The organism is Streptomyces europaeiscabiei (assembly GCF_036346855.1).
GTDB lineage: Bacteria > Actinomycetota > Actinomycetes > Streptomycetales > Streptomycetaceae > Streptomyces > Streptomyces europaeiscabiei.
Genome location: NZ_CP107841.1, coordinates 8,195,901 through 8,211,314, shown reverse-complemented (window position 1 = coordinate 8,211,314; position 15,414 = coordinate 8,195,901). Strand labels below are relative to the sequence as shown.

At 71.3% G+C, this 15,414-nt stretch carries 9 protein-coding genes and 1 pseudogene; 9 read left to right on the top strand and 1 reads right to left on the bottom strand.

The features are described 5' to 3' along the window. Positions 1 to 72: 72 nt before the first annotated feature. Positions 73 to 147 (top strand): annotated as a pseudogene (locus OG858_RS48290) (hypothetical protein); the annotation flags it as partial. A gap of 217 nt (positions 148 to 364) precedes the next feature. On the opposite strand, the gene OG858_RS35760 reads toward OG858_RS48290, so the two are convergent. Then, positions 365 to 1,489: a YihY/virulence factor BrkB family protein gene (locus OG858_RS35760; protein ID WP_179200905.1), complete on the bottom strand. Its 1,125-nt coding sequence runs from the start codon at positions 1,487 to 1,489 to the stop codon at positions 365 to 367. Between the two features lie 557 nt (positions 1,490 to 2,046). Here OG858_RS35760 and OG858_RS35755 point away from each other — a divergent pair. The 8 genes from OG858_RS35755 (at position 2,047) to OG858_RS35720 (ending at position 15,377) form a co-directional block, all read left to right on the top strand. After that, a complete protein-coding gene (locus tag OG858_RS35755; protein ID WP_327745218.1) occupies positions 2,047 to 4,557 on the top strand; it encodes a Pls/PosA family non-ribosomal peptide synthetase in 2,511 nt (836 codons plus the stop codon). A gap of 14 nt (positions 4,558 to 4,571) precedes the next feature. Continuing rightward, entirely contained in the window at positions 4,572 to 7,052 is a 2,481-nt protein-coding gene (locus OG858_RS35750; RefSeq protein ID WP_328544062.1) for a non-ribosomal peptide synthetase, read from the top strand. 41 nt (positions 7,053 to 7,093) lie between these two features. Further along, positions 7,094 to 8,179, top strand: coding sequence for a TauD/TfdA family dioxygenase (locus OG858_RS35745; protein WP_319064538.1), 1,086 nt, complete (start codon positions 7,094 to 7,096; stop codon positions 8,177 to 8,179). After that, positions 8,176 to 9,219, top strand: a complete 1,044-nt coding sequence (gene sbnB / locus OG858_RS35740) for a 2,3-diaminopropionate biosynthesis protein SbnB (RefSeq protein ID WP_328544063.1) — start codon at positions 8,176 to 8,178, stop codon at positions 9,217 to 9,219. Before OG858_RS35745 ends, sbnB begins: the two co-directional genes overlap by 4 nt. 47 nt (positions 9,220 to 9,266) lie before the next feature. Then, positions 9,267 to 10,277: a 2,3-diaminopropionate biosynthesis protein SbnA gene (sbnA, locus tag OG858_RS35735; RefSeq protein ID WP_086747681.1), complete on the top strand. Its 1,011-nt coding sequence runs from the start codon at positions 9,267 to 9,269 to the stop codon at positions 10,275 to 10,277. A 144-nt stretch (positions 10,278 to 10,421) separates the two neighbouring features. Next, on the top strand, positions 10,422 to 12,065 hold the full coding sequence (locus OG858_RS35730; RefSeq protein ID WP_319064537.1) for an acyl-CoA dehydrogenase family protein: 1,644 nt from the start codon (positions 10,422 to 10,424) through the stop codon (positions 12,063 to 12,065). Between the two features lie 338 nt (positions 12,066 to 12,403). Beyond that, complete coding sequence (locus OG858_RS35725) at positions 12,404 to 13,732, top strand: helix-turn-helix domain-containing protein (RefSeq protein WP_086749321.1); 1,329 nt, start codon at positions 12,404 to 12,406, stop codon at positions 13,730 to 13,732. Between the two features lie 193 nt (positions 13,733 to 13,925). Beyond that, positions 13,926 to 15,377, top strand: a complete 1,452-nt coding sequence (locus OG858_RS35720; RefSeq protein WP_319317588.1) for a hypothetical protein — start codon at positions 13,926 to 13,928, stop codon at positions 15,375 to 15,377. The last annotated feature ends 37 nt before the right edge of the window (positions 15,378 to 15,414 follow it).

Below are 15,414 nucleotides of genomic sequence, written 5' to 3'. Positions count from 1 at the left end.
CCCGATACGGGCGCACTCCGGTGAAGATCGGCCGGTTCACCCCGCCTTCCAGACCTCCCAGACCTCCCAGACCTGCTCCACCTGCGGCACTGTGGACGGGCCCCCAAACCCCTGAACGTACGGGAATCGACCTGCACCGCCTGCGGCACCGTCCACGACCGGGACACCAACGCCGCGATCAACGTGAAAACGGCCGCCGGACTGGCGGCATCAGCCTGCGGAGCGCCGGTACGACCAGGAGCAATCCCGGCACAGCGCGAAGAAACAGGAAGCCACGGATTCCCCACCGGAAACCGTGCCGCGCAGCGGCACAGCAACCAGCCGAGGAAGGCCAGAATCCTCGTCCTGCAGGACGAGGAGCGTGTCAGTCCTCCCCCTTCTTCACCGGCGACCGCAGCCTCGACGTCACGTCCTCCGGCGGCAGGAAGCGGGACCAGCGTTCCGGGAACTCGGAGGGCATGTCGGGGTCTTCGGGGTCGTGGGAGCGGGCGGCGGCGGCGCGGGCGACGTACTCGGCGGCCTGTTCCTCGCGAAGGCGCTCGTTGGCGGCGCGGGCCGCGGCGGTGGCCGCGGCGGGCCAGACACGGTCGATGGCCGCGTTGACGGCGGCGCCGACGAGGACGGCGAAGGCGCCCACGCCGATCCAGAGGAGGACGGCGACCGCGGCGGCGAGGGAGCCGTAGATCGTCGCTCCCTCGACCGTGCTGGTGAGGTAGATGCGGAGCAGGAAGCTGCCCAGGACCCACATGCCGAGGGCCACGAGGGAACCCGGTACGTCCTCGACCCAGGGGGAGCGGACCGGGACTGACACGTGGTACAGCGTCGTCAGGAAGACGATGGACAGCACGATCACGACGGGCCAGTAGAGGACCTGCACGACGGTCGTCGACCACGGGACCATCCGGACGACGGCGTCGGGCCCGGCAACCATCAGCGGCAGGGCGATCGAGCCGATCAGCAGAGCCACGATGAAGAGCAGGAACGCCATGAGACGGGTCTTGACGATGCCGCGGACGCCGTCGAGGCCGTACATGACGGTGATGGTGTCGATGAAGACGTTCACCGCGCGGGACCCGGACCACAGGGCGAACAGGAAGCCTATGGAGATGACGTCGGGGCGACCGCCCTTCATCACGTCGTCCAGGATCGGCTGCGCGATCTGCGCGACGCCCTTCTCGGACAGGACGGTGCGCGAGGCCTCCAGGAGGTTGAGCTCCAGGCTGGCGATGGTGTCCGCGCCGGTCCAGTCGTCGACGTAGCCGAGCAGGCCGATCATGCTGAGCAGCAGCGGCGGCACGGAGAGCAGCGAGAAGAACGCCGCCTCGGCCGCGAGGCCCAGGATGCGGTACTCGATGCAGGAGTTGACGGTGTCCTTCAGCAGCAGCCAGGCGGTCCTGCGCTTGGACACGTCCCGGTAGAGGGCACGCGCGCGGTGGAGACGCCCATGGGGGCTCTCCGACGGTGGGGGTGACTGACTTGCTGGCTGCACGCCCTAAAGGTATCCGCCTGCGCGTGCCGCCCTCACCTCCCGGTGCCGTCGGCCGCGACATGGTCCGCGTGCGGCGCACGCTTCCCTCCGGTCGCGTCACGGGGCAGCAAACAAAGGGAAACCCAGCAGAAACCAAAGGTGATTCCGAATCGCCTTTTCTGTCATGAACTTGCTGGCCGAATCATTGAGTGGCTGGAAGCGGAACGTTCGGGTGTGTTTGTACCGTCTCTTTGGAAAGTTCCCCGCTGAGGCGGCGTACGGGCCCGGGTCCGACAGACCGGAGGGGATCGACAAAGGGGCGGGAAAGCGTCAATCGCCCAACCTCCCTTGACCCGTTCCCGAATGTGCCGAAAGAATCCGGATTGCATTCCGCTGAACCCACCCGTCCAAGGTGCCGGCACAGCACACCCCGAGGGATTCGTCCAGGCTCCGAACAGGCCTGATCCATTCCGCCACACGCGTCACCGCTTTCCATCCCCTCTCCTACTGTCATTCCGCGCGCCGTCCCGTTCACCCCCGGGCGCCTTCCATCGCAATACCTGTCGCGGAGAAATTCAATGACATTGCCAGCGCCACGACACGTGGTGGAAAATCCGGGCGAGGTCCAGGCGGCCGAACCGGACGCGGCGGAATCGTACACCGCCATCGAGCGACTTCTGGCCGAAGTTCTGGCCGGCGTCGCACGAGTCGAACATGTGCCCATAGAAAGCAATTTCTTCGACGACCTCGGTGCCAACTCGCTGACGATGGCACATTTCTGCGCCCGCGTCAGGAAGCACCCCGATCTGCCGTCGGTGTCCATTCGGGACGTCTACGGCCACCCGACGGTCCGCAGCCTCGCCGCCGCGCTGACCGAGGCGCCGGCGTCGCCGGCCGCCCCGCCGGTGCCCGCCGGGCCCGTGCCCCCGGGCAACACGTTCCGCTACACCCTGTGCGGAGCGCTGCAGTTGCTCCTCTTCGTCGGCTACTGCCTGCTCGCCACCTCTGGATACGTACAGGGGTACGAGTGGGTGGCGGAAGCCTCGGGGATCGCCGAGATCTACCTGCGGTCGGCCGTCTTCGGCGCGCTCGCCCTCCTCGCCCTGTGCACCCTGCCGGTCGCCGCCAAATGGCTGCTGATCGGGCGGTGGCAGCCCGTGGAGTTCCCCGTGTGGGGCCCGGCGTATCTGCGGTTCTGGATCGTCAAGTCGCTGCTGCACACCAGCCCGATGATCCTGTTCGTCGGCAACCCGCTGTACGTGCTGTACCTGCGGGCCCTCGGCGCCCGCATCGGACCGGGCGTCACAATCCTCAGCCGCACCGTCCCGGTCTGCACCGACCTGCTGACGATCGGTGCGGGCACGGTCATCCGCAAGGACTCCTCCTTCCTCTGCTACCGGGCACGCGGCGGACGCATCCGCACCGGCCCCGTGACCCTCGGCCGGGACGTCTTCGTCGGCGAGCACACCGTCCTCGACATCGGCACCGCCATCGGCGACGGTTCCCAGCTCGGTCACTCCTCCGCCCTGCGCGCCGACGAGTCGGTCCCCGCCGCGGAGAGCTGGCACGGCTCACCGGCCCGACGCACGGACGTGGACCACATCCGGGTCGCCCCGCTCCCGTGCGGCACACTCCGGCGGGCCGGATACGGGCTCGCCGCCCTGCTCCAGACCCTGCTGCTGTACATACCGCTGACCGTCGGCGGCGCCTATCTGCTGCTCACCGCCGCGCCCGAGCTGGACACCCTGCTCGACCCGGCGTCGCAGCACCTTTCCACGGCGCGCTTCCACGTCGAGGCGATGGCCCTGTCGCTCGCGCTGTTCGGCGGCTCGATCGTCGTGGGGGCCGTCGTCGTGTTCGTCGTACCGCGGCTGCTGCGCCCGCTGGTGAAGCCGGACCGCACCTATCCGCTGTACGGCTTCCACTACTCGGTGCACCGCGCGATCGCCCGCCTGACCAACCTCGGGTTCTTCACCTGGCTGTGCGGCGACAGTTCGTACATCGTCCCCTGCCTCAAGGCCCTCGGGTACGACCTCTCGCGCGTCGACCAGACCGGGTCCAACTTCGGCACCGCGGTGCAGCACGAGACGCCGTACCTGGTGAAGGTCGGCAGCGGCACGATGGTCGCGGACGGGCTGTCGGTCATGAACGCGGACTACTCCGCCACGTCGTTCCGGGTGTCCCGGACGGCGATCGGCGGGCACAACTTCCTGGGCAACCAAATCGCCTACCCGGTCGGCGGCCGCACCGGCGAGAACTGCCTGCTGGCCACCAAGGTCCTGGTCCCGCTCGACGGCGAGATCCGCGAAGGGGTCGGGCTGCTCGGCTCGCCGCCCTTCGAGATCCCCCGCTCGGTGGAGCGCGACAGCCGCTTCGACCATCTGCGCGAAGGCGAGGAACTGCACCGGCGGCTCGCCGCGAAGAACCGCTTCAACCTGCGCTCGATGGGACTGTTCCTGTTCCTGCGCTGGCTGCACACCTTCGCGCTCACCCTGCTCGGCTTCACGGCCTTCGACCTGTACGGGCGCGGGGACGGCATCACGGGACTGCTCGCGCTCGCCGCGCTGCCCCTGGCTGCGCTGGTGTTCACCGTCCTCTACTACACGCTCGTGGAACGGTCCCTGACCCGCTTCCGGCCGCTGCGGCCACGGTTGTGCTCCATCTACGACCCCGTCTTCTGGCGGCAGGAGCGGCTGTGGAAACTGCCGGACAAACACCTGGAGGTACTCAACGGCACGCCGTACAAGAGCCTCGTCTGGCGGCTGCTGGGGGTGCGGATCGGGCGCCGGGTCTTCGACGACGGGGTGTTCATCACCGAGCGGACGCTGACGGCCGTCGGGGACGACTGCACGCTCGCGGCCGGCAGCAAGATCCAGGCACATTCGCAGGAGGACGGCACCTTCAAGTCCGACCACGTCACGATCGGCGCCGGCAGCACGCTGGAGGTCCAGGCGTTCGTCCACTACGGCGTGGTGCTGGGCGAGGGGGCCGCGCTCGCGGCCGACTCCTTCCTGATGAAGGGCGAGGAGGTGCCGCCGCACGCGCGCTGGGGCGGGAACCCGGCGACGGAGACCACCGGATCACGGTGAATCGGGGGAAAGAGATGGATCTGTCGGAGTCGGGCGACGCTGCCCGGAAGTACTGGCACGAGGTGCTCACCGCCGGAGGGCGGACCGTGGTCCCACGGTGGAGCGCCGATCCGGCGAAGGGGGTCGCCGCCTACGAAGTGGCTCTACCAGAGCGGTTGTTGACCGCTTCGGACGGAACGGCCGCGCTGCTCGCCGCCCATGCGAAGGTACTCGCCGCGCTGTCGGGCGAGGGCGAGGTCACCACCGGCTGGCTGGAGGACGGCCGCACACTGCCGTGCCGGCTCACCACCGCGCCCGGCGACACCTGGCGCGCGCTGCTGGGGCACACCCACCGGGTCACCACGGAGCTGCTGACGCACGCCGGCTACCCGGTGGACGCCCTGCGGCACGAACTCGGCCTCAGCGAGCCGCCGTTCGAGACGGTGCTCGACACGAGCGGCGGCGACGGCGACCTTGACGAGGACGTGGTCCTGCGGGTGGGACTGGTGCACCGCGACGACGGTCCGGCGCTGCGGCTGCGGTACCGCACGGACGTGCTCGACGAGGACGGCGCGGCCCGGATCGCCGGGTACCACGTCACCGCCCTCACCCTGCTGGCCGCCGAGCCGGACGCCGAGCACGGACGACGAAGTCTGGTGTCGGACGACGAACTCCGGTTCCAGCTCGACGGGTTGGCAGGACCGCACCGCGAACTTCCCGACCGCCGGGTGCACGAGCTGTTCGAGCAGCGCGTCGTGGCGCACCCGGACGCGGTCGCGGCCGTCCACGGCGACCGGCGCTGGACGTACCGCGAACTCAACTCCCGTGCCAACCAGCTCAGTCGGGCACTGCTGGTCCGGGGACTCGGTCACGAGGGCGTCGTCGCGGTGGTGACCGAGCGGAACCTCGACTGGATGGCGGCCGTCCTCGCGGTGTTCAAGGCGGGCGGCGCCTATCTGCCCGTCGAGCCGCACTTCCCCGCCGAACGCGTCGCCACCACGCTCGCCCGCGCCGGCTGCGAGCTGGTGCTCACCGAGCGGGGCAGCACGGCCGCACTGGACCGGGCCCTGTCCGCGCTGCCCGGGGTGCAGCGGCTGCTCGTCGAGGACGCGTACGACGAGGCCCACCCGGACTCCGACCTCGGTATGGAGATCACGCCGGACCGGCTCGCGTACATCTACTTCACGTCCGGTTCCACGGGCGAGCCCAAGGGCGCGATGTGCGAGCACGCCGGGATGCTCAACCATCTCCACGCCAAGCTCGACGACCTCGGCATCGGCGAGGGGGACGTCGTCGCGCAGACCGCGCCCCAGTGCTTCGACATCTCCCTGTGGCAGCTGCTGGCCGGCCCCCTGGCCGGTGGTCGGACCCTCCTGGTGGAGCAGGAGGTGATCCTGGACGTCGGACGGTTCGTCGACCGGATCGCCGACGGCCGGGCGAACGTGGTCCAGGTCGTGCCGTCGTACCTCGAAGCGGTTCTCGCGCATCTGGAGCAGCACCCCCGGGAACTGCCCGCGCTGCGCCGGGTGTCGGTCACCGGGGAAGCGTTGAAGCAGGAGCTGGCGGAGCGCTGGTTCGCAAGCGAGCCGGGGATACCCCTGGTCAACGCCTACGGGCTGACGGAGACCTCGGACGACACCAACCACGAGGTGATGGACCGGGCTCCGGAGGGGGGCCGGGTGCCCCTGGGCCGTCCGGTCCGCAACGTCCGTGTGTACGTCGTCGACGAACACCTCTCCCTCGTGCCGCTGGGCGCTCCGGGGGAGATCGTCTTCTCCGGGGTGTGTGTCGGGCGGGGCTACGTCAACGACCCCGAACGCACCGCACGGGCCTTCACCACCGACCCGTACCGGCCCGGCGAGCGGCTCTACCGCAGCGGGGACCACGGGCGCTGGCGGCCCGACGCCAAGCTGGAGTTCCTCGGCCGCCGGGACACCCAGGTCAAGGTGCGCGGCTTCCGTATCGAGATCGGCGAGGTGGAGAACGCACTGCTCAAGGTGGCGGGGGTGCGGGACGGCGCGGTGGTCGTCGCCAGGGGCGCGCGGCTGGTGGCCTTCCACTCCGGCCGGCCGCTCGCGGCCGAGGATCTGCGGGGCCGGCTGGCGGACTCACTGCCGGCGTACATGGTGCCGTCGGTGTTCCACTGGCGCGAGAGCCTGCCGCTGACCGGCAACGGCAAGATCGACCGGCGGACGCTGACGGCGCTGGCCGAGGAACTCGACGCGATGGAGGGCACGTCGGGCGAACCGCCGGCGACGCCGACCGAGGAGCGGCTGGCTGCCGCGTGGGCCGAGGTGCTCGGTGTGCCGCGGGCCGGCATCGGCCGGCGCGACCACTTCTTCGACCGGGGTGGCACCTCGCTGTCGGCGGTGAAGCTCGCGATCGCCCTGGAGCGGGCGGTGTCCCCCAAGGACGTGACCGGGCACCCGGTCCTGTCCGAGCTGGCCGGGCTGATCGACACGAGGGCCGTCGCGCACACCGCCGGCACCGTGGGGAGGCCGTCGTGGGCTTCCTGAACCGCCGCCGATCCGCCGGGCGCCGTCGAAAGGACGGGGCGATGCCCCCGTCGAACTCGACTCCCCTTCTCCCGCCGGGCATCGAGACATCGCCCGGCAGGCCGCCGCTCCTCGCCGTCTCCCCCGCCGAACCCGCCCCCCTGTGGGCGGCCGAGCGGCGGGACGCCCTGCGTGCCGCCGTCGCCGAGCACGGCTCGGTCCTCGTACGCGGTCTCGGGCTGCGGGACGCGGCCGAGGTCGGCGCGGTCTTCCGCGGGTTGACCGACACACTGATGATCGAGAAGGAGGCCTTCGCGCCCCGGCGGACGTACCCGGACGGGGTGTACTCCTCGACGGCCTGGCCGTCGACCCAACCGATGTGCATGCACCACGAGTTGAGCTACACACGGGAGTTCCCCGGCCTGATGCTGTTCGCCTGCCTGGAAGCCGCCGGGCGGGGCGGGGCGACCGGCGTCGCCGACGCGGAGGCCGTACTGGCGGCGCTGCCGACGGAGCTGACCAAGCGGTTCGAGCGGGACGGCTGGCTGCTCACCCGCTCGTACAACGACGAGATCGGCGCGTCGATCGCCGAGGCGTTCGGCACCGACGACCGGCACGTCGTCGAGGCCTACTGCCGGGCCCACTCCATCGAGTTCGCCTGGCAGCCCGACGGGTCCCTGCACACCCGGCAGCGGCGCGCCGCCGTCCTGCGGCATCCGGTGACCGGCCGCCGCTGCTGGTTCAACCAGATCGCGTTCCTCAACGAATGGACCATGGACGCCGAGGTGCGCGAGTACCTGGTGGACATGTACGGGGCCGACGGGCTGCCCTTCAACACCCGCTACGGCGACGGCGATCCGATCGGCGCCGATGTCGTCGAGACGCTCAACGAGGTCTACGAGGCGCACACCGTCCGCGAACCGTGGCGGCCCGGTGACCTGCTTCTCGTCGACAACATCCGCTGCGCCCACAGCCGTGAGCCCTTCGAGGGACCGCGCGAGGTGCTGGTGGGCCTGGCGGACCCGGTACGGCCGACCGACTGCGGCACGCAGCACTCCGGCACACGGCCCTGCGACACACAGCGGCCGGGCACACAGCACTCCGACACGCACGACTCCGGCTCGAAGGACGAGGTGAGCTTCCGATGACCGAGGTTCCGGGTTTCGCCGTGATCTCCGGCGCCCAGGTGCAGCAGGCCCTGCGGGGCCGGGAACGGGAGATCGTCGAACTGGTCGAGTCCGCCTACCTGTTGCACGGGGACGGGGACACGGGCGACACGGTCAATCCGCCGTCGTACTTCCTCCGCTTCCCCGACCGCCCGTCCTCGCGGATCATCGCGCTGCCCGCCTCACTGGGCGGGAAGTTCCAGGTGGACGGATTGAAATGGGTCTCCAGCTTCCCGGAGAACACGGCGAGCGGGCTGCCGCGCGCCTCCGCCGTACTGATCCTCAACGACCACGCCACCGGCTATCCGTTCGCATGCCTGGAGGCCTCCATCATCAGCGCCACCCGGACGGCCGCGTCGGCGGCGCTGGCGGCCGACCGGCTGAGCGACGCGCGCCGGGGGGCGCCGCGCCCGACGCGGGTCGGCTTCCTCGGCACGGGCCTGATCGCCCGGTACATCCACACGTTCCTCGCGGCGACCGGCTTCGCGTTCGAGGAGGTGGGGGTGCACGACCTGTCCGCGGACAGCGCGACGGGGTTCCGGGGGTACCTGGAGCGGTCCGGCGCGGACGGGCGGGTGAGCATGTACGACAGCGCCGAGGACGTGATCCGGGCGAGCGACCTGGTGGTCCTCGCCACGATCGCGGGCGAGCCGCACATCCGTGAACCGAAGTGGTTCGCCCACAACCCGCTGGTGCTGCACGTGTCGCTGCGCGATCTCGCGCCCGAGGTGCTGCTCGCGTCGGCGAACTTCGTCGACGACGTCGAGCACTGCCTCAAGGCCGACACCTCACCGCACCTGACCGAACAGCTCACCGGCGCACGGGACTTCCTCGACGGGACGCTCCACTCCGTCCTCACCGGCCGGGCGACCGTGCCGGCGGACCGGCCGGTGATCTTCTCGCCCTTCGGCCTCGGGGTCCTCGACCTCGCGGTCGGCGGTCATGTTCACGAGCAGGTGGTCCGCTCCGGCGGACTACGGGTCGTGGACGACTTCTTCCACGAGCTGCGCCGCCACGGCTGAGCGGCCGGGCACAGCGAGTACGACATTGCACAACCAGGGGGGCCGCAGTGCCAGTCATATCCGTTCCCACGGACTTCAACGAGGAGGAGCTGTACGTCGATCTGCGCCAGGTCGTCGGACACGGGCTCTTCCTGAAGTGCGAGGGATTCAACTTCGCCGGCTCGATCAAGGTCAAGGCCGCGTCCGAGATGGTGCGGGCCGCCGAACGGGAAGGACGTATCGGGCCGGGCTCGACGCTCGTCGAGTCGTCGTCCGGCAATCTGGGCGTCGCGCTGAGCATGATCGCGGCGAGCCGGGGTTACCGGTTTCTGTGCGTGACCGATTCCCGGTGCAATCCACAGACCCGGCGCATGATCGAGGCGCTGGGCAGCCGGGTCCACGTCATCTCCGAGCCGGACCCGCACGGGGGTTTCCTCGGCGCCCGGATCGCGTACGTCCGTGCGCTGTGCGCCACCGACCAGCGGTACGTGTGGCTCGACCAGTACACCAATCAGGCGAACTGGCAGGCGCACTACCGCACCACCGCGCCCGCCATCGCCCGGCAGTTCCCGCGTCTGGACGTGCTGTTCGTGGGGGTCGGCACCTCGGGGACGCTGATGGGCTGCGCCCAGTGGTTCTGGGAGCGGCGGCGCCGGGTGCGGATCGTCGCCGTGGACAGCGTCGGTTCGGTCGCGTTCGGCGGGGCGCCGGGCCGCCGGATGATCCCGGGGCTCGGCACGAGCGTGACCCCGGCGCTGCTCGACGCGTCCTATGTGGACGACGTCGTCCGGGTGGAGGAGATCGACACCGTACGGGCCTGCCACCGCATGGCCCGGCGCGGCTTCCTCTTCGGGGGCTCCACCGGCACGGTCGTCAGCGGCGCCGGCGAGTGGCTGGCCCGCAACGGCTCGCCCGACACCACGGCGGTGGCGATCTCCCCGGACCTCGGGGAGCGCTATCTCGACACCGTCTACCGGCCGGGCTGGCCGCTGGAACAGTACGGGGAGGCCGTACTGGACCCGGAGGAGGAGTTCGGAACGGGGGAACTGGGGACGGGCGAGCTGGCGGCGCCCGTCTGAGCCGGCCTCCGTGAGTCGGGCGCCGGCCCGCTCCGGTCCGGCGCCGGACTCCTGCCCGCGAGACACCGGCCCGTCGGGCTCCTCCCCGCCGGACACCGGTGAGCGTCGCCGTGACGATGCGATGCCGACGGGTAGGTTCCTGTCATGGCAGCCCGCACCCATGAAGTGACCAATCAGGCTCCGCCCCTGGTGGACTACGACGTCTTCGCCGCCGACCAGGTCCTGACGGAGGCGGTCGACCGGCATCTGGCGCCGGAGCTGCTGGACGAGGCCCGGGACGAACTGACGGGGTTCGGGCGTGCGGCGGGCTCCGCGCAGGTGCAGGAGTGGGGGCGGCTGGCGAACGAGAATCCGCCGAAGCTACGGGCGTACGACCGGTACGGGCACCGGGTGGACGAGGTGGAGTTCCATCCGTCGTGGCACCGACTGCTCGGCAAGGGGGTCTCGGCGGGGCTGACGGCGGCCTGGACACGGCCCGGCGGGCATGTGCGGCGAGCCGCCGCGTTCGTCGTCTGGACCCAGGTCGAGGCCGGCAACGGCTGCCCGCTGTCCATGACCCACGCGGCGGTACCCGCCCTGCGCACGGACCCGGCGCTCGCCGCCGAGTGGGAACCTCGGCTGACGTCCACGCTCTACGACTGGGACCTGCGGCCCGCCGACCAGAAGGCCGGCGCCCTCTTCGGGATGGGCATGACCGAGAAGCAGGGGGGCAGCGACGTACGCGCCAACACCACCGCGGCGCGGCCGCTGGCCGAGGACGGAACGTACGAGCTGACCGGCCACAAGTGGTTCTGCTCGGCGCCGATGTCGGACGGGTTCCTGGTGCTGGCGCAGGCTCCGGGCGGACTGACCTGTTTCCTGGTGCCCCGGGTGCTGGCCGACGGGTCGCGGAACGTGTTCCGCATCCAGCGGCTGAAGGAGAAGCTGGGCAATCGGTCGAACGCCTCCGCCGAGGTCGAGTTCGACGGAACGTGGGCGCGCCGGGTCGGGGACGAGGGGCGGGGGGTGCGCACGATCATCGGGATGGTGGCGGCCACCCGGCTGGACTGCGCGCTGGGCGCGGCCTCGCTGATGCGGCAGGCGGTGGCGCAGGCGGTGCACCACTGCTCGTACCGGGAGGCGTTCGGCGGGCGGCTGATCGACAAGCCGCTGATGCGCAACGTCCTCGCGGATCTCGCGCTGGAGTCGGAGGCGGCGACGACGCTCGCGCTGCGTGTGGCCTCGGCGTACGACGCGGCGGAGGCGGGCAACGAGAACGAACGCTCGTTCTTGCGGCTGGCGGTGCCGGTCGCCAAGTACTGGGTGACCAAGCGCTGCGCCCCGCTCGTGGTGGAGGCCGCCGAGTGCCTCGGCGGCAACGGTTATGTCGAGGAGTCCGGCATGCCCCGCCTGTTGCGCGAGTCCCCGCTCAACTCCCTCTGGGAGGGGGCCGGAAACGTGCAGGCACTCGACGTGCTGCGCGCACTGCGGCGCGAACCGCAGGCTTTGGACGCCTACTTGCGGGAGGTGGGCCGGGCCCGGGGCGGAGACCACCGGCTCGACGGCGCGATCAAGGACCTGCTGACCGAACTCGCCGATCTGGACGGCATCGAGGCCCGCGCGCGCCGGCTCGTGGAGCGACTCGCCCTCGTCCTGCAAGGGGCGCTCCTCGTGCGGTATGCGCCCCCGGCGGTCGCCGACGCGTTCTGCGCCTCCCGGCTGGGCGGCGACCGGGGCACGGCCTTCGGCACACTGCCCCACACGCTGGACCTGGCGTCGGTGGTGGAACGGGCGCGTCCGGTCAGCTGAGTTCCGCCCGGGCCACGTGCCCTCTTTCGGGTGGTCCGACGCGGGGGTGGTGCTGCGCCGACACGGCACCACCCCCGCTTCTCGGGCCCCTTCTGAGCGGAGCGCACACGCCGCACAGGGCGACGTTGAACAAGTTTCAAGGAGCGTGCGGCGGTTCGCCAGGGTTGCAGGGGGTTGCAACTCGTCTGCGCTCTGTGCCCGGAGTGTGTCCCTCCGTGGCCGAAGAGCGGCAGACTGTGAACCCGCAGTCAACGCCGTCGCGCAGACCCGGCTGCCACGGCCACCAGGGGCCGAGGAGCGAGCGGCCTGCCGGGGAGGAACGAGTGCCGCACTCGCCGATGGAAGTCGCGCGGCTCACCGCCACGGACGCCGCCCGAGCGGCCCGGGTTCTCGGCGAGGCACGCGCCTCCGTCCTCGACGGCCGGCCCTCGAAACCCGCCCCGCGCCCCGCGATCCGCGAGTCCTGGGGCCGCATGGCGCACAGCGGCATCGACCCCGACCACGACTTCCGGTCCGACCTCCTCGGCCGCGACGAGGTCGAGCGCCGCCGCCGGACCTCACGGCTCCGCCACGTCCTGCCGGTGCTCCGCGAGGGGCTGCTCTCCCTCGCGGACACCACGCAGCACATCATGATGGTCGCGGACGCCGACGCCCGGGTGCTGTGGCGCGAGGGCAGTACGGCCGTGCTCCGCAAGGCCGACGGGCACGGCCTCGGGATCGGCGCGGACTGGCGCGAGGAGACGGTCGGCACGAACGGCGTCGGTACGCCCCTCGTCTCCCGCCGCGCCGTGCAGGTCTTCTCCGCCGAGCACTTCGTCCGCGCCCTGCACCCCTGGACCTGCACCGGCGCCCCCATCACCGACCCGCGCGACGGCCGGCTGCTCGGCGCGGTGGACATCAGCGGCCCCCTGGAGACCCTGCATCCCTCCACCCTCGCCCTGGTCGACTCGGTCGCCAAACTCGCCGAGGCCCGTCTACGGGACCTGCACCTGACCTCGCTCGAACAGCTGCGCGCGGTGGCGGCCCCGGTCCTGGCCCGTATCGGCGGCCGCGCGGTCGCCGTCGACCCGGACGGCTGGACCGCCGCCGTGACCGGCATGCCGTACACCAGCCGGGTGGCCCTCCCCAAGTCCCTGTCCCCCGGCTGCTGCTGGTTCCCCGCGCTCGGCCTGTGCACCGTCGACCCGCTGCCCGCCGGATGGCTGATACGCCCCACCGCGGACGCCGCGCCCGCCCCGACCGCCACGCACATCACCCTCGACGTCTCCCACCCACGCCGCTGGACCGTCACCGTCGTCGGCTGCGCGGGCTCCTGGACCCATGAGCTCACCCCCCGCCACGCCGAACTCCTGTACCTGCTCGCCCTCCACCGCGGCGGGCGCAGCGCCTCCGCCCTCGCCGACGACATGTTCGGCGACCCCGCCCGCACCGTCACCGTCCGCGCCGAGATGTCCCGCGTACGCCGCTATCTCGGTACCTTCCTCGACCACCGCCCGTACCGGTTCACCGAACGGGCCGACGTCGAAGTCCTCCTCCCCGAAACCCCGTTGGACCTGTTCCCGCACTCGGTGGCGCCGGGGGTGGTACGGGCACGGGGCACCACTGCGGGTGACCGGTTCCCGGGCGAAGGATCTTCGGGACACGAGAGGGCCGAGCCGGGCCCCTGAGCCCATGCCGAACACGTTCGACCCCCGTCCCGGTGAACGGATCATGGCCTCGGGGTGAGGGATCTCCCTGCATTTCTCGGGACCTCGGTGTGACACGTGTCCCACTGCCGTAGCATCGCTGCCAGGCCGCCCCACCTGCCTCTCCGTCAAGATCTTGGTCTTGGTAGGCAGTTGGCCGTCCCCGGGAGGTTTTATGCAGCACCGCGGCAGGCACCGTCGACGCAGAAGGGGACGTGTGCTGCGCGCGTCCCTGGCGGGGACCGCGCTGGCCCTCACGGCGGCGGCGACGCTGATCAGTACATCGCAGGCGGCAGGCGGTGAGACACCGGGCGCGCTCTCTTCCATCACCTCGGCCGCCGAGCTGGGCAGGCTGCAGCTGAGGGAGACCCTCACCGACAGCACCGGGCTGAACACCCTGGCCCGCGAGATGGGTGGCGGGGTCGGCGTCGACGAGGTACTGCGCAGCGCGAACCACGCGATGCGCAACGAGGGCGACTGTTTCAGCACCGAGAAGGACAATCTGCCCGTCGAGCCGGTGACGTCGCGGGCGTACTGCTGGGAGCCGGGCGACGCGGTCAACGACAGGTGGGTCCCCGGCTCGGTCACCACGTCCCGGAACAACCGGGTCATCGCGGCCGGCTGGACGCACAGCGACGTCGGGAGCGGCACGCCCGGCGCCGACTCGACGAAGGCCGGCACCACGGGTGCGGACCACACGGGCGCAGGTAATACCGGTGCGGACGGCACCGACGTCGGCGCCGTCGACGACGAAGGGCTCGCCCGGGTCGCCTTCGTCGACGCCAGTGACCCCGCGAACCTCAGGTACCGATGGGTCCTGCTGGTCGTGCCGACCACCGGCGGACAGGGCTTCGAGGGCCTGCGTTCCCGGCTCGGCGGCATGGCCTGGTACGAGGACAAGCTGATCGTCACCGCGCGGGGCCCGCAGAGCCGCGGACAGCGGGACGACTCCCTGTACGTGTTCGACCTGGCCCGCTTCCTCCGCGCCGACGTGACCGACAGCGACGCGATCGGCAGGGTGGGCGACGGCTGGTCGGCCCACCACTACCGGTACGCGCTGCCCGCTGTCGCCGCCTACAGTCCACCGGCGGGCCGCGGCTGCGACGCGCGCGACAACGACTCGGTGCCCTGCTTCGGCTCGCTCTCCCTCGACCGGACGTCGACACCACCCACGGTCGTCGCGAACGAGCGGTTCCGGCCCGGCCGCGATGAACCCGCCCGCGTCTGGCGCTACGCCCTCGACATCACCGCCGACCGCACCGGCCTGCTCACCACCACCGGCCGCGAGAGCGCCGCCGTCGCCACCGAGGCGTACGAGACGGGGGCCACCGGTGTCCGGGGGGTCCTCGCCCACAAGGGGAACTGGTACGTCGACCAGGCCGCCGAGGAGTCCGACCGGCACGGCACGCTCTGGCGGCAGGACGAGGACGGCTCCGAGGCCGCCAGGTGCGCGCCGGACAAGGCCGACCAGAAGTCCGACCTCCGCTCGTACGCCTGCTGGGGACGGCACACCGCCTCCCTGTCCTACTCACCGGAGACCGGCGAGGTGTGGACGCTCACCGACCCCATCCCGGAGCGCGTGCTCTACGCGGTGAAGCTGTCGGACGTCGACGGCGCGCTGGACTAGGGCGACCGGCCCGACAGGGCGACCCGGCCCGGCCTTG